The organism is Stackebrandtia sp. (genome assembly GCF_035643755.1).
GTDB lineage: Bacteria > Actinomycetota > Actinomycetes > Mycobacteriales > Micromonosporaceae > Stackebrandtia.
In genome coordinates this window covers 1-14277 of sequence record NZ_DASQPW010000079.1, presented here as the reverse complement: position 1 = coordinate 14277, position 14277 = coordinate 1, and the positions used below count along the sequence as shown (strand labels likewise).

Below are 14277 nucleotides of genomic sequence, written 5' to 3'. Positions count from 1 at the left end.
GACGTGGGCGGCGATGTCGTCGGCGACGGCGTCGGCCTGGAGAAACGCCAGGAACGCCTGCTTGACCGGGAAGTCGCCGGCGTCGCCCGGGGCGTAGATCTCGGGATGCCCAAAGACCTGGCGGGTGGTCAACTCGGTGCGCAGAAATCCCCGGCGATCGGCGGGGAGGCCGGGGTAGTCCACGGCGGCCACGTACGGCGGGAACGCGACCAAGAGGTCGAATCGCCGCTTCTCGCCATTGTGGAATATGGCCTGGTCGGGAAGCACCTCTCGGACGGACATCGCCGTGTGGCCGTCGATGCCGCGGGCGGCGAACTCCTCCGACACCACCTGGTGCAGACGCGGACCGAATGCCTGAATGTAGCCGTCCTCATAGGTCGCCCAGGTGATCGTCACCCGGTCGCGGATCCTGTTGCGCCGCAACCAGGTCTCCAGCATGAACACCATCTCGTACAGGGGCCCGGAACACTTGTTGTTCGGTGGCACCACGAACAGCACGTCGCGGTGCTCGCCCGCCCGGGCCGCGTCCCGTAGCTCCGCCAGGCGGTCGCCCAGGGCGCGCATCTGACGGGGCGTCCAGATCATCTGGGCGTTGTCGCTGAGCCCGGGCACCTCCTCGGGGCGCATGGCCGCACCGGTGGCGACCACGAGGAAGTCGTAGCCGAGTCGCTGGTCATCGGAGGTCTGGACCACGCGGTTGGTGGTGTCGACATCACGGACCACGGCGCGGTGAAAGTCGATGTCGCGACGATCGAGCGGGCGCTCCAACCCGATGCGCAGCTTGGACTCGGCCGCGCCGAACGGCAGGTAGATCGTGTTCGGTTTGAACACGAAGTCCCTCTGGCCGGAAACCAGGCCGATTCGGACCTTGCCCCGGAGTCGTTGTCGCAGGGTGAAAGCGGTCTCCAGTCCGGCGAATCCACCGCCGAGGATCAATACGCGAGGTTCCATGACGGTCGCTCCTTCCGCTCGTATCGGCGCACATCGCGTGCGCCTGTCTCGCCCCCAAGGCTCGTCGGTTTCGCGCCGCGAACGCAGTGCCGATCGCTACCCGATGGGCGGGACCACCGGACCGCGCGGTGGCAAGGCAAAGGTCCCTGCGGGCGGTGCGTTTTGGCCCTGAACCAGACGGGAGCGGAGTCGGGCCCGCGGGCCCGACTCCGTTGTGGCGTGGCGATTTCGCGCCGACTCGAGACGGCTACCTCAGAAATGGCATGGACTTGACCAGCGAGGTCCCCTTCCACCGGGCACCCAACCCCCAGGTGTCCCCGGCGCGGGCCGCGGCCAGCCCGAGCAGCAGGATCGCCATGATGATGTGGTCGTCGATCACCGGGTTGGTCTCGGGCGGCATGACGACCGTCCACATCAGGACGAGCAGGACGGCGCCGCCGATCGTCGCGATGCGCATGCCGATGCCCAGGATGAGCGCGGCGCCGATACCCAGCAGGCCGAGCATGAACAGCCAGTCGGCCCAGCCGGCGCCGGCGATCGACGTATAGAGGTCCTTGAACGGACCGCTCGCCGAGTGCGCCAGGAATCCTTCGGTGGGGCTGCCGCCCTGGAGCCACGCGCCCTGTCCGGGAGTCGCGAAACCCAGGCCGAACAGCTTGTCCACAAACGCCCACAGGAAGATCCAGCCGACCGCGATCCGGGCCACCGCCCAGATCCGTCGGACCAGAATATCTCTCGGCGCGTCGGCGAGAGTGACATCGCCGTGGTGTTCCGTGCGATGGGTGGTTGTCATGTCAACGTCCTTTCGGGCAGCCCCGGTTCTCCATCTCCGGGATCGCCTCCAGTTCATCGCCTCAAGCGCGCGCGGTTTAGAGCCGGACGGGGTCGATGTCGCCTCCGAAGTTCCCGCGGCGGGACGGTCATTGGTCCCTGCCGCATCCACCGGCCCGGCGCCAGTCTGGCGGTGCATCGATCGACAACCCGGAGGGACAAACGTCATGAACACCGAAGATCGCATCGTGGTCGGGCTCGACGGCTCCGAACCCGCGCGGCGGGCATTGGCATGGGCGTTGCGGGAGGCCGCGCGCACCAACGCCTCCGTCGAGGCCATCACCGTGTGGGACTGGGACGGCATCGAAGGCTCGTTGGTGTCGGCCACGAGCCCGGCCGAGGAGGAGCAGCGTGCCGAAGACGTCCTGGCCGCCGAGATCCGCGCGGCGGCGCCGGACCAGCCACCGACGCTCACCGGCCGGACCAGACGGGGCCGCGCCTCGACGGTCCTGACCAAAGCGGCCGTCGACGCGCGCATGCTCGTGTTGGGCAGCCACGGATTCAGCCGCCTGCACCACGCTGTCTTGGGTTCGGTGGCCGAGGAATGCGTTCGCGCCGCCACGTGCCCGGTGATGGTCATCCCCGCCGGCATGCCGGGCTGAAGGGGCCTCCGCCGCCGTGGCGCCAGGGCCGGACGACCCTAGGCGACGGGACCTTGAGGGAGCGCCGTCGCCGCGAACAAGGGGACCTTTCGCATCGGCTCGACGTGATTGGTCCCTGTTGATCCGGCCCGGCGAGGGCGAGACTTCGAACATGACTCATGCCAAGCGCTCCCATGGCGCCGCAGCGGCCACCACGTCGGCGGTTTCGGCGAGAACACCCGTGACGGCGATCCTCAACAACGCCGCGGCGGCCGCGCGTTTCGCCCCGTCGATTCACAACACCCAGCCGTGGGAATGGGATCTTCGTTCCGGCGTCCTGGAGCTGTGGGCCGACCGCGATCGCCGGCTGTCGGTCGCGGATCCCGAGAAGCGGATGCTGACCGTCAGTTGTGGTGCCGCGCTGCACTACTGCCGTGCCGCGCTCGCCGCCCAGGGCTGGGAGCCCGACGTGGCCCGCTTCCCCGATCCGCGGTCGCCCATGTTGCTGGCCCGCGTGAGGCTCGGCTCCCGCATCGGCATCGATCGTCGGGACCTGCGACACTTCCGCACCATGGCGCGGCGGCGCACCGACCGGCGCCGGCTCGACGCCCGTCCGGTCGGGGCCGCCGTGCTCGACACCCTGCGCGATGCCGTCGAGGCCGAGAACACCTGTCTATACCTGGTTCCGGCGGACCGCGTCACGGAGCTGGTCAGGATCGTGCAACGAGCGCGGGAGCTCGAGGAGGACGCGCCGAGTCGGATTCACGAGCGCGAGCGGTGGGTCGGCGGTGACGGCCACCGGCACTCGGGGATTCCCGGACCGGTGCTGTCCGAGCATTCGGACCACGGCCGGGTGCCGCCCCGCTTCGGCGATCCTTCGGTGCCCGGCGACGATCGCCACGGGCGATATGTCGTCGTGTTCGCCGACGGCGACACGCCTGTGGACTGGCTGCGGGCCGGTGAGGCGCTCAATCGCCTGTGGCTGACCGCGACCGAGGCGGGACTGGCGGTGCTGCCGATGAGCCTGCCGCTGGAGTTCGACGCGACTCGCGAACTGTTGCGGCAGTTGCTTTCCGAAACGGGCCATCCCGTCATGGTCGTGCGCGTCGGCCATCCGGGGCCGGAGCCCGAACCCGTTCGGACGCCACGGATTCCGGAAGAAGCGATCGTCAAGGGGTCCCGGCCATGACCGAAACGACACCGCGTGTGCCGCGTCGACGGCCCACGATCCATATTGCGGTAACGTCACATTCACCAGCGTCGGAGGTTGGCACCATGGTCGCAAGGGTTTTTCTCGTCGACGATCACGAGGTCGTCAGGCGGGGCATCGCCAGTGTCCTGGAAAGCGACGACGACCTCGAGGTGGTGGGGGAAGCCTCGTCGGTCGCCGAAGCGCTGGCGAGAATTCCCGCCGCCGATCCCGACGTGGCCATTTTGGACATGCGCCTTCCGGACGGCAACGGCGTCGAGCTGTGCCGCGAGCTGAAGTCACGGCTGCCGCGGCTGAACTGCCTCATGCTCACCTCGTACAACGACGACGACGCGTTGCTCAACGCGATCATGGCGGGCGCGTCGGGATTCGTCCTCAAGCAGATCCTGGGCACCGATCTGACCACTGCGGTCAAGACGGTCGCCAGTGGACAATCACTGCTCGACGCGAAGATGACCACCGCCCTGCTGGCCCGGATCCGGCATCAACAGGATGCGGTGGACCCGCTTCACGAACTGTCCGATCAGGAACGTCAGGTTCTGGACCTCATCGGCGAGGGCCTGACCAACCGGCAGATCGCCTCGCGGATGTATCTGGCCGAAAAGACCGTGAAGAACTATGTCTCGCACCTGCTGTCCAAGCTCCGCATGACCAGCCGTACCCAGGCCGCCGTCCTGTCGGCGGAGCTGCGGGTCCGCGGGCACAAACCCGGCCGCGACGAGTGAGCCCCGCTCACGACAGCGGAGCACTCCAGACCACCCGGGTACCGCCCTCCGGCCGCGCGGCCGCGGTGAAACGTCCGCCGCAGGACTCGGCACGGCGTTGAAGCCCCGCCAGTCCGCTACGGGCCACCGTGTCCGGAATGCCGCAGCCGTCGTCGATCACCTCCACCACCAGCTCGTCGGCGGCGTCGATGGTCACCACGACGGATGAAGGCGAGGCATGACGCACCGCGTTGCTGACGGCTTCGCGGACGACGGCTTCGGCATGGTTGCCGATGTGGGTGGGCACCAGGGTGTCGATCGGGCCCGAGATCCGCACCGCTGGCGTTGGCGCGGATCCGCCTTCGGAACCCGCGGCGTCGAGTATCCGCCTGCGGAGACTGTCCGCGCCCGGCGCATCGCCGGTGTTCAGGTTGAAGATGGTCGAGCGGATTTCGTGAATCGTCTGGTCCAGCTGCTCCACCACCGAGGTGATCCGCTCGCGCGCACCCGGGTCCGTGACGCGGGGAAGGATCCCCTGCAGGTTCATGCCTCCGGCGTACAGGCGTTGGATGACGTGATCGTGCAGATCGCCGGCGATGCGGTCCCGGTCGGCGAGCACATCGAGAAGACGTTGGGCCCGTTGGGATTCGGCGGCCTCCAAGGCCACGGCCGCCTGGTCCGCGAAGGACGCCAGCATGGGCGCCAGGTCGGGGTCGAACGGCGCACCGCCCTTGTTCCGGATCACGAGCAGGACACCGTTGTCGCCCGCGGCGGTGCGAAGCGGGGCGACCACGGCGGGCCCGAAGGTCCCGGCGCGAGCGCCCAGCCCGCTGGAGATCTCCGTGGGCAGATCGGCCACGACCTGGGTTCGGCCGTCGTCGAGGGTCTCCTGAACGAACATCGGGCTGAGGCCGATGGTGGCCCCGTCCAAGGCGTCGTCGCCGTCACCGGCCGCCGCGTGCACGGTCATGACCCCCTCCTGCTGAGGGACCGGTACCAGGATGAGCACGCAATTGGCGTTCGACAGCTCCCTCACGGTGCTGGCCAGGAGGGACAGCGTCTCCTCGGCGGACGTGCCCGCCATCAGGCCCGCGCGTACGGAGGCCGACGCCTCCATCCAGCGCTGCCGCGCCTGGGCCTGCCCGAACAGCCGGGCGTTCTCGATCGCGATGCCGGCCGCCGTGGCCAGGGCCTGGAGGACCACCTCGTCATCGGCGCTGAACTCGGGGGCGGTCTGCTTGTCGGTGAGGTACAGGTTGCCGAAGATCTCGTCACGCACCCGGACCGGCGCCCCCAGGAAGCTCTTCATGGGCGGATGATGGGCGGGGAAACCCACCGATGCCGGATGTTTCCCCAGCTCCGGGACCCGAATCACCCGCGGGTGTTCGATCAGCAGGCCGAGCAGGCCGTGCCCTTCGGGAAGATGCCCCATGCGTGCCCGCTGCCGTCGGGTGATGCCGACGTACACGAACTCCGACAACCCCTCGTGACCGCCGAGCACCCCCAGGGCCCCATAGTGCGCGTCGACCAGGTCGACGGCGGCTTGGACGATGCGTTGCAGGGTGGAGTCCAGCTCGAGCCCCGCACCTACCGCCATCACCGCGTCCAGCAGGCTTTGCATCTGGTCACGGGTGCGCAGAATCTCCGCCAGCTGTTGCTGCAGCTCGGTCAACTGCTCGTTGATCCGCAGGCCCGTCAGTCTTGCCCTCACGGGTTTTGAGTCGGCTTCCTCGTCAGCTGGTGGATCGACATCAACCACTGCCGCTCCTGAAACGAGTCACGGTTCGCCCCACCACCCGAGATCATCGCACGTTCGGTAGCCCCGAGCAACACATCCGTGACGAACGTGTGCCCGATTCGGTCAACCAGGGCCGAAAGTCCCCGCCTCCTCCGGACAACGGCGTCCACAGGTCCACGCGGGCGCGAGCGTTTCGCCCCTGCCGGGGCGACCGAGCCACGACGAGGCTTGGCTTGTCGCCCCGTCAGAAAGGACCGTCATGACGTACTCAGGATTCCTGACCGGTTTCGAATTCTTCTCGACCCTGACCGACGAGGAACTGTCCCTTGTGGGTGCCACGGGCCGCGAAGTCACGTACCAGGCCGGTCAGCGGCTGTTTCACGAAGGCACGCACGCCCGGGGTTGCTGGGTGATAGAACGCGGCCTCGTCGACATCGACGACGGCACGGTGGTCGTGGACTCGCTGGGACCCGGGGACGTGATCGGCTGGTCGTGGCTGCTTCCGCCTCACCTGTGGCACTTCGGTGCGGTCACCGTCTCGGATGTGTCGGCGGTCTACCTGGACACCGATCGGCTCTCGCGATTCCTGGACAGCGAACCCGAGTTGGGATATCGCTTCGTCAAGAAGGTGTGCGAGGTGCTGCTCAGGCGGCTTCAAGCGGCGCGGCGCCGCTCCGTCCTCATGCCCACTGAAGTATCGGAAGAAAAGCGATGAGCAAAGTGATCTTCGAGCGGCCGGACGCACCCGCTCACGTCGAAGAACGTCTCCAACGGCTGGACCAACGCATGGCCGACCTGGTGGCGGCGGTGGCCGTTCTGTCCGAGTCGGCCGATCCGTCGATCGCCGAACGCGTCGCGCTGCTGTTGAACGGGAGGAACAGTGACATCCACGCCTGATCTCGTCACGACCCACCCCTTTCTGGACGGCATGGACGAGACGTATGTGAAGCGACTGTCCATGTGGTCGCACAGGACGACCTTCCGCGCGGGCGACACGATCTTCCATCAGGGTGGTGCCGCCAACCGGTTCTGGCTGTTGTGCCAGGGCCATGTCACCATCCAGATCGAGGACCCGGGTCGGGAGCCGGTCGCGATCGAGACCGTCGGCCCCGATTCGATACTGGGTTGGTCCTGGCTGGTGCCTCCATACACGTGGCGCTTCGGTGCGGTGGCGCAAGACCGGGTATTGGCCCTGGCGTTCGACGCGGCGGCCATCCGCCGTCTGCGTGTCACCGAACCCGGCATGAGCGCGGGACTGTACGAGTGCTTTCTCGGCGTGGTCGTGAGGCGTCTACAAGCCACCCGCGAGCGGATGCTGGGCGCCGACGTCCCTCGAGATTGAACACCCTGTCAGTCGCCCCACGCCGGGATGGCGTGGGGCGACCGGGCCGTGCCGACCCCGCAGGTCACTGTCGTGGCAGGCGAACGACCGCCACCGGCGCCTGGGCGTAGTGCAACATCGCCTGGCTGGTGGAGCCCAGCAACATTCCGGCGAACTGTCCGTGGCCGTGCGACCCGACCACCAGAAGCCGCGCGCCCACCGACAGATCGCTCAAGGTGCGATTGATCGCGCCGCGTGGCGTCGCGGTGGTCACCGCGACCTCGGGAAACTTCTGTCGCCAGCCGGCAAGCGCCTCGGACAACATGCGCCGGGCCTCATCGAGGTCCTCCGACAGTTCATCCTCGGTGGGCGGGACCACGGCGAACGACGACGACCACGGGTCCTCCCACACGTGGATGGCGACCAGGCCGGTGTCGTGGGCCGCCGCCTCCGAGAAGGCGAATTCCAGCACCGGCTGGGACGACGGCGAGCCGTCCACGGCGGCGATCACCTGGCCGGGGTATGTCGCGTCGGGGCGGTGGCTGTCGCGGATGACGACAACCGGGCACACGGCGTGCGCGGTGACCTGGGCGGCGGTCGAGCCGACGAGCAACTCGGCGAAGCGCCCGCTGCCGCGCCGCCCCAGCACCATGAGCGCCGCGTTCCTCGATCGCCGCGACAACGTCGCCGCGGCCGAATATCCATCATGGATCTCGCTGCGTATCTTGAGATCGGGGGCGATGTCGCGAGCGCGCTTCTCCGCGGCGGCCACCAGGGTCAGTGCCTCGGCGCGCAGATCGCCCGCCATCTGCCTGCCGTATTCGGCGGAGATCTCGGGCAGGTCCACCATCGGGAACATCAGCACGTGAACGATCACCAGCTGACGTTGGTGGCGCCACGCTTCGGCGGCCGCCCAGTCCACTGCGGACATGCTTTGTTCGGACTTGTCTACGGCCACGACGACGGAAGCGGACATGAGTCTTCCTTCCTGCTAACGGGTGATGTCACATCCATCTCATCCACGGATTCGATTCCCGGCGAGAAGCCACCGTCCCCACCGGCCAGGGACGTTCACCGGCAGCCGGCAGGGTCCAACGGCCACCGGTGGCGACCCGGGCGGCCCTCGCGTGGCGGTGGCCGCCGACAGCAGGATCGACTCGTGCGGCCGGTGACGTCGATTCCGGGCCGCGCTCGGGATGGGTCGACGTCGCGGCCGGTCCCCTCGCCGACAGGAGGCCACCGTGATCGCCCAAGACCCGCCCGCCTACCCACCGGCCGACGCGCTGACGAGCGACGGCCGCGTCGTTCAGATCCGCGAGGTCGACGCCGCCGACGCCGAGGGGCTGGACGCCCTGCACCGGCGAGCCGGCGCCGAGCAGCTGCGTTCCCGCTTCTTCACCAGCGGCGAGGGCGGCATCGATCGCGAGGTCGAGCGGCTGACGCGTCCGGCATCGGACGAGTTCGCCGCGATCGTCGCGCTGGAGCACGACCAGATCATCGGGGTCGCCTCGTACGAACGTCATCGGGTCGACAGGCATCGTGCCGAGTTCGCCGTCTTCGTGGACGCGGCGCGGCACGGCCGCGGCATCGGCACCCTCCTGCTGGAGCGCCTCGCCGACCTCGCCCGGCACGGCGGCATCACCTACCTGTCGGGCGACATCCTGGCCAGCAATCTCGCCATGTTGAAGGTGATGTGCGGCCTGTCGCCCGACGGCTTGACGCCGCCGACCGGGAGCGTGGTCAGCGCGGGGTTGTCGACCGCGTGGAGCGAGCGCGACCTGGCGCATATCGCCGAACGTGACCGCCTTGCCGAGCAGCACTCCCTGACGCCGCTGCTGGAGCCGAAGACCGTGGCGGTCGTGGGCGCCGGACGCGATTCCCGTGGCATCGGCCACCGGATCCTGCGCAACATCATCGACTACGGATTCACCGGCGAGATCTACCCGATTCACCCGACGGCCGAGACCGTCGCCGGGCAGCCCGCCTACGCGTCCTTCTCCGAGCTTCCCGGCCCCGTGGACCTGGTCGTCGTCGCGGTTCCCGCCGCGGCCGTCACCGCTGTCGTCGACGCGGCCGGACGCGCCGGAGCGCACGCGGCGGTGATCATCAGTTCCGGATTCAGCGAGGCGGGCGACGACGGCGCCGCGGTGCAACGCGAGCTGGTGCACCGCGCCCGGTCCCACGGCATGCGGCTCGTGGGACCCAACTGTCTGGGCCTGATCAACACCGACGCCCGGATTCGTTTGGCCGCCAGCTTCGCCGCCGAGATTCCCCGACCGGGTGGACTGGCGCTGGCGTCGCAATCCGGGGCCGTCGGGATCGCCGTATTGCATCATGCCGCCGCGGCGGGCATAGGCGTCCACAGTTTCGTGTCGCTCGGCAACAAGGCCGACGTCAGCGGCAACGACCTGCTCGCCTACTGGCAGAACGATCCGGACTGCCGCGCGGTGTGTCTCTACCTGGAATCGTTCGGAAACCCCCGCAAGTTCGCTCACGTCGCGCGGTCCGTGGCCCGCGAGAAGCCGGTCTTGGCCGTCAAGAGCGGCCGCTCGGCCGGGGGGCGTCGCGCCGGGGCCTCTCACACCGCCGCGGCCGCGGCGCCCGACGTGGCGGTGGACGCCCTGTTCGCGCAGGCCGGTGTCATCAGGACCGACACCCTCGGCGAGCTTCTCGACGCCGCGCGCGTCGTGGTCGATCAGCCGTTGCCCGCGGGCAACCGGGCGGCGATCGTCGGCAACGCCGGAGGCATCAACGTGCTGGCCGCCGACAGCGCCGAAAACGCCGGACTGTCGATCCCTCGGCTGTCGCCTCGCTTGTCCTCGAGGCTCGACGGGATCGCCAGTGGGGCGGCGAGTGTGGACAACCCGATCGATCTGGGCGCGGCGGCCTCCCCGCAGGCGCTGCGGTCCACGGTCGACGAGCTCGCGGCCAGCGGCGAGATCGACGCGATCGTCATGGTGTTCGCCGCCACCGGAACCAACGACGTCCCCGGTTCGATCGCGGCCCTGAGTCTCGCGGCCGACGGGTGTGACATCCCGATGGCGGCCGTCGTGTTGGGAATGACCGACGCGCCAACGGTCCTGGGGACCCGCCGCGTGCCCGTGTTCGACCTGCCCGAACGCGCGATCGCCGCGCTGGGCCACGCCGCCGACTACGCCGCGTGGCGGCGCGCCCCGCGCGGGCGACACGTCGACCTGCCCGGCATCGACGCCACCGCGGCACGCGACCTGGTGACGCGGGCCCTGATCGACGGCGGCGGGTGGCTGCCACCCGATCGGGCCGCCGCATTGCTGTCCGCCTATGGCATTCCGGCGATCGACGGCAGGATCGTCACCGGGGCGTCGGCGGCCGTCGAGGCCGCCGGTGAACTGGGCTACCCGGTGGTGCTCAAGGCCGCCGACCCCGCGCTGGTTCACAAGACCGAACGCCACGCGGTCCACGTCGATCTGCGCGACGCCGCCGCGGTTCGCGCGGCGTACGACGGCATCGCCATCGCGCTCGCGGACCCCGGGCCCGCGGTGCTTGTCCAGCCGATGGTCAAGGGGACGGTGGAGATGGCCGCCGGCGTGGTCCACGACCCCCTGTTCGGGTCCCTGGTGTTGCTGGGAATGGGCGGCGTCAACACCGAGGTGCTCGATGACCGGGTTTTCCGTCTCCTCCCGTTGACCGATGTGGACGCCACAGGAATGTGGCGGGCGCTGCGGGCGGCGCCCCTGCTGACCGGATACCGGGGCTCGGCGCCGGTGGACATCGCCGCGTTGGAGGACCTGATCCTGCGGCTGGGCAGGCTGGCCGAGGACGTCCCGGAGATCGCCGAACTCGATCTCAATCCGATCATCGCCGGGCCCGAAGGCGTGGTCGCCGTCGACGCCAAACTGCGCCTCGCGGCGCTGGGCACCGAGGTAGACCCGGTGGCCCGTTTGTTGCGGGCGCCGTGACCGGAAAGGGACCTTCGCCCCCGGGCCCAACGGCGAATCGGCGCCACAGCAGGGCTCGTCCGCCCCTGGCCCGGGCCTGGCGTTGGCGAAAGGCTTCGTTTACCACACAACGAAACTGGAGGTGTTTGTCATGCGAGCACTGGTCTATCACGGTCCCGGCGTCAAGGCGTGGGAAGAGGTGGCCGAGCCCAAACTCGAAGACGATACCGACGCCATCGTCCATGTCGATGCCGTCACCATCTGCGGCACCGACCTGCACATCCTCAAAGGCGACGTTCCCGCCGTCACCGACGGCCGCATCCTCGGCCACGAAGCCGTCGGCACCATCACCCAAACCGGTGGTGCCGTCAACAACGTCACACCGGGCGACCGCGTCCTGGTGTCGTGCGTCTCGGCGTGCGGGCACTGCCACTACTGCCGCCAGGGCCGCTACGGGCAGTGCCTGGGCGGCGGGGGATGGATCCTCGGCCACCGCATCGACGGCACCCAGGCCGAATACGTCCGCGTCCCCTTCGCCGACAACTCCACCTACCCGATCCCGCCCGGCGTCAGCGACGAACAGGTGCTCATGCTGGCCGACATCATCCCCACCTCCTACGAAGTCGGTGTCCTCAACGCACAGATCCGCCCCGGCGACACCGTCGCGGTGGTCGGCGCGGGACCGATCGGGCTGGCGGCCATCATGACGGCGAGACTGTTTTCCCCAGCGCGCATCATCGCCGTCGACCTGGCCGCGTCCCGCGTCGCCGCGGCCCGCGACTTCGGCGCCGACGTGGCGGTGAACAACAGCGCCGACGATCCCGTCGAGCGGATCAACGAGCTCACCGACGGACTCGGCGCCGACGTGGCCATCGAGGCTGTCGGGGTCCCCGCGACCTTCGAACTGTGCACGCGGTTGATCCGCCCCGGCGGGCGGGTGGCCAACATCGGCGTCCACGGATCACCGGCCACCCTGCACCTGGAAGACCTGTGGGACAAGGACATCACCATCACCACCGGCCTGGTCGACACCTACTCCACGCCCACACTGCTGAACCTGGTCACCACCGGGCGCATCGACGTGGGTCGCTTCATCACCCACCGTTTCGCCATGGACGACTTCGCCGACGCCTACGACGTCTTCGCCGACCCGGGCACGAGCGAGGCGCTGAAAGTGGTCGTCTCCTAGCGAAAGAACCTTTTGGCGCCCGGTAGGGCCAGCAGCACGACCGTCAGCACCAGGAGGACCACCCCGGCGATCATCACGAGCAGCATCGTCACCGCCCCGGAGGTGCCTATGGTGTCCTTAATGGTGTTGGACGAGGTGAACTCCTGAAAAACGGTGGCGAAAAGCAGCAGGCCGACGGCGCCGACACAGATGAAGAATCCATATACGACGAAGGTGATGACGCGGGCCCATTGGCGTCCGCGCAGCACCGCCAGCGCCAGACCGATGACACCCAGCCCGATCAGGAGGAAGCCGAATCCGATGACGATGCCGACGGTCCTTTGGGCTTCCCAGCTGCTTCTCATGCCGGGCTGGAGGGTGAACAGTTCCCACATCAGGAATCCGCCCGCCACAGTGGACAAGATGCCGATCGCCACCATGAGCGCGGCCGCCGCGGTGACGGACTTCGGCCTGGCGCCGGGCACCCCGACACCGGGCGGCATCGAACCGTACGGTGTGGGGGGCGCCGGTGTTCCAGTCATTGGCGACGGCTGGAACTGTCCGGATGGATCCGGGTATGTCATGGGGCGCAATCCCTTTTAGGAGTTTCGCTGCCATGTTACGGCGAACGCGTCACCGCCGCCGTTCAGGGAACCGGTGCTGGCGAGCAGGTCGCCGTTTCGCACCAGGTCGATCGCGTCCGGGCGGGAGTTGCCGATCGGGCTGCCGTCCACATTGCTGTCGGTGAAGGTGGCGCTGTTGAAGTCGGGCAGCGACGCGTTGCCGCCGCTGTAGCTGGGGGTTTCCCCGACGACCTCGGCGCTGGCGTTGGAGGCGCCCTGCGCGCCGAAGACGTCCTGGTTGCGCGTCCACCCCTCGGTCCTGTTTTCCAGGTACAGGGTGTATTCGTTGCCGCCGAGGAAGGTCACCTTGGCGTAGAACTGGTCGCCGGCCCTCACCGTGTCGTCGTAGCTTTGGATCGCATTGGCGGGATACGTTTCCCACCAGCCGTAGTAGGAGGCTCGGCCGTTGTCGCAGTCGGCGCCCGAGCCGGTCTGCTCCACAGTGCCGGAACCCCAGCCGTCCAGGCCGACCCAGAACACCACGTGGCCGCCCTGGGAGCAGTCGACGGCGGGTTCCACCCAGGTCGACTCGACCGAGGAGTAGCCGCCCTCCGAAGCCGCGTACCCGAACCAGTTGGTGCTGGTGGTGTTCGCGGTGGTGCGGCCGGAGTGGTGCCCGGGCGACAGCGGGGCGGTGTGGCCGTGGGGCGAGGTGGCGGCCGGTGTGGCGGCCTGAGCCGGTGTCGCGCCTACGGCGAGCAGGATCGCCGCGGCCGCCGTGATCACGGCGGCCGAACGGCGGATTCGGGAAAGATACATGGGCATGTCTCGATTTCTTGAGGCCGGGGAAGGGCCGCCCGAATCATCGGCGGCCCGCTCACATCACACCCTAAGACCCGCCCGAAACCGCGACAAGAATCCAGCGCAGCCAACTATTCACGCAATGTAGGTGAACGCCTCGGCCGCGGTCAGGCGCTGGGGTTGTCCGCCACCGCCCGATAGTGGGCGCGGGCGCGGTCGAGCACGGCCGTGAAGTCGCCGTACTGCGCCGCGCGGGTCTCGGCGTGGAAATGTCCGTGCTCGCCGACGAACCGTTCCAGCGCGTCGAGGAAACCCAAGCACCACTGGGCATCGGCCGCCCGCGCGACGCGTCGGCCGCCGGAATCGAGGTACACAGGGGACGTATGGGCCAGCACGGATTCGTCCAGTGTGTTCGGATGCCCGGGGCCGCGGGCGATGGCCGCGACCCAGCCCGGCCGCCCGTCGGCCGCGGTGGCATAGCCGATCTCGTCA

The 14277-nt window shown here is 68.8% G+C and carries 14 protein-coding genes and 1 pseudogene; 8 read left to right on the top strand and 7 right to left on the bottom strand.

Annotation, left to right across the window (positions count from 1 at the left end):
* Together VE172_RS05960 and VE172_RS05955 are read right to left on the bottom strand one after the other, a co-directional pair.
* Nucleotides 1–951 (bottom strand): NAD(P)/FAD-dependent oxidoreductase (locus tag VE172_RS05960; RefSeq protein WP_324798543.1); only part of this gene is annotated, 951 nt, incomplete at its 3' end.
* A gap of 247 nt (nucleotides 952–1198) precedes the next feature.
* Nucleotides 1199–1744: a hypothetical protein gene (locus VE172_RS05955; protein ID WP_324798540.1), complete on the bottom strand. Its 546-nt coding sequence runs from the start codon at nucleotides 1742–1744 to the stop codon at nucleotides 1199–1201.
* A gap of 205 nt (nucleotides 1745–1949) precedes the next feature.
* Here VE172_RS05955 and VE172_RS05950 point away from each other — a divergent pair, with 205 nt between their 5' ends.
* From VE172_RS05950 to VE172_RS05940, 3 genes are all read left to right on the top strand, one after another.
* On the top strand, nucleotides 1950–2384 hold the full coding sequence (locus tag VE172_RS05950; RefSeq protein ID WP_324798537.1) for a universal stress protein: 435 nt from the start codon (nucleotides 1950–1952) through the stop codon (nucleotides 2382–2384).
* 151 nt (nucleotides 2385–2535) lie between these two features.
* Nucleotides 2536–3552, top strand: coding sequence for an Acg family FMN-binding oxidoreductase (locus VE172_RS05945; protein ID WP_324798534.1), 1017 nt, complete (start codon nucleotides 2536–2538; stop codon nucleotides 3550–3552).
* An 86-nt stretch (nucleotides 3553–3638) separates the two neighbouring features.
* Entirely contained in the window at nucleotides 3639–4298 is a 660-nt protein-coding gene (locus VE172_RS05940; RefSeq protein ID WP_324798531.1) for a response regulator transcription factor, read from the top strand.
* Between the two features lie 7 nt (nucleotides 4299–4305).
* Here the strand turns inward: VE172_RS05940 and VE172_RS05935 are convergent, their stop codons facing one another.
* Complete coding sequence (locus tag VE172_RS05935; protein WP_324798529.1) at nucleotides 4306–5988, bottom strand: sensor histidine kinase; 1683 nt, start codon at nucleotides 5986–5988, stop codon at nucleotides 4306–4308.
* A 286-nt stretch (nucleotides 5989–6274) separates the two neighbouring features.
* Between VE172_RS05935 and VE172_RS05930 the strand changes: the two genes are divergently transcribed.
* The 3 genes from VE172_RS05930 to VE172_RS05920 are packed head-to-tail and all read left to right on the top strand — an operon-like array spanning nucleotide 6275 to nucleotide 7357.
* The gene (locus tag VE172_RS05930; RefSeq protein WP_324798526.1) at nucleotides 6275–6730 is read left to right on the top strand and encodes a Crp/Fnr family transcriptional regulator; all 456 of its coding nucleotides are present in this window, start codon (nucleotides 6275–6277) and stop codon (nucleotides 6728–6730) included.
* Nucleotides 6727–6912 carry a hypothetical protein gene (locus tag VE172_RS05925; RefSeq protein ID WP_324798523.1) on the top strand — a complete coding sequence of 62 codons (186 nt, stop codon included), beginning with the start codon at nucleotides 6727–6729 and terminating at the stop codon, nucleotides 6910–6912. Before VE172_RS05930 ends, VE172_RS05925 begins: the two co-directional genes overlap by 4 nt.
* A complete protein-coding gene (locus VE172_RS05920) occupies nucleotides 6896–7357 on the top strand; it encodes a cyclic nucleotide-binding domain-containing protein (protein ID WP_324798520.1) in 462 nt (153 codons plus the stop codon). Before VE172_RS05925 ends, VE172_RS05920 begins: the two co-directional genes overlap by 17 nt.
* Nucleotides 7358–7421: 64 nt before the next feature.
* Here VE172_RS05920 and VE172_RS05915 read toward each other — a convergent pair whose 3' ends face one another.
* Nucleotides 7422–8312 carry a universal stress protein gene (locus VE172_RS05915; RefSeq protein ID WP_324798518.1) on the bottom strand — a complete coding sequence of 297 codons (891 nt, stop codon included), beginning with the start codon at nucleotides 8310–8312 and terminating at the stop codon, nucleotides 7422–7424.
* A gap of 265 nt (nucleotides 8313–8577) precedes the next feature.
* Here VE172_RS05915 and VE172_RS05910 point away from each other — a divergent pair, with 265 nt between their 5' ends.
* Together VE172_RS05910 and VE172_RS05905 are read left to right on the top strand one after the other, a co-directional pair.
* Nucleotides 8578–11274, top strand: coding sequence for a bifunctional acetate--CoA ligase family protein/GNAT family N-acetyltransferase (locus VE172_RS05910; RefSeq protein ID WP_324798516.1), 2697 nt, complete (start codon nucleotides 8578–8580; stop codon nucleotides 11272–11274).
* Nucleotides 11275–11404: 130 nt separating this feature from the next.
* Nucleotides 11405–12442 (top strand): zinc-dependent alcohol dehydrogenase family protein, encoded by a 1038-nt coding sequence (locus tag VE172_RS05905; RefSeq protein WP_324798514.1) that lies wholly within the window; start codon nucleotides 11405–11407, stop codon nucleotides 12440–12442.
* Here the strand turns inward: VE172_RS05905 and VE172_RS05900 are convergent.
* The 3 genes and pseudogenes from VE172_RS05900 to VE172_RS05890 all read right to left on the bottom strand — a co-directional run.
* Complete coding sequence (locus VE172_RS05900; protein WP_324798512.1) at nucleotides 12439–12924, bottom strand: hypothetical protein; 486 nt, start codon at nucleotides 12922–12924, stop codon at nucleotides 12439–12441. The two genes, VE172_RS05905 and VE172_RS05900, sit on opposite strands and share 4 nt — an antisense overlap.
* Nucleotides 12925–13020: 96 nt before the next feature.
* Nucleotides 13021–13803 (bottom strand): G1 family glutamic endopeptidase, encoded by a 783-nt coding sequence (locus VE172_RS05895; protein WP_324798510.1) that lies wholly within the window; start codon nucleotides 13801–13803, stop codon nucleotides 13021–13023.
* 149 nt (nucleotides 13804–13952) lie between these two features.
* Nucleotides 13953–14277: pseudogene (locus VE172_RS05890) on the bottom strand (hypothetical protein); the annotation flags it as partial.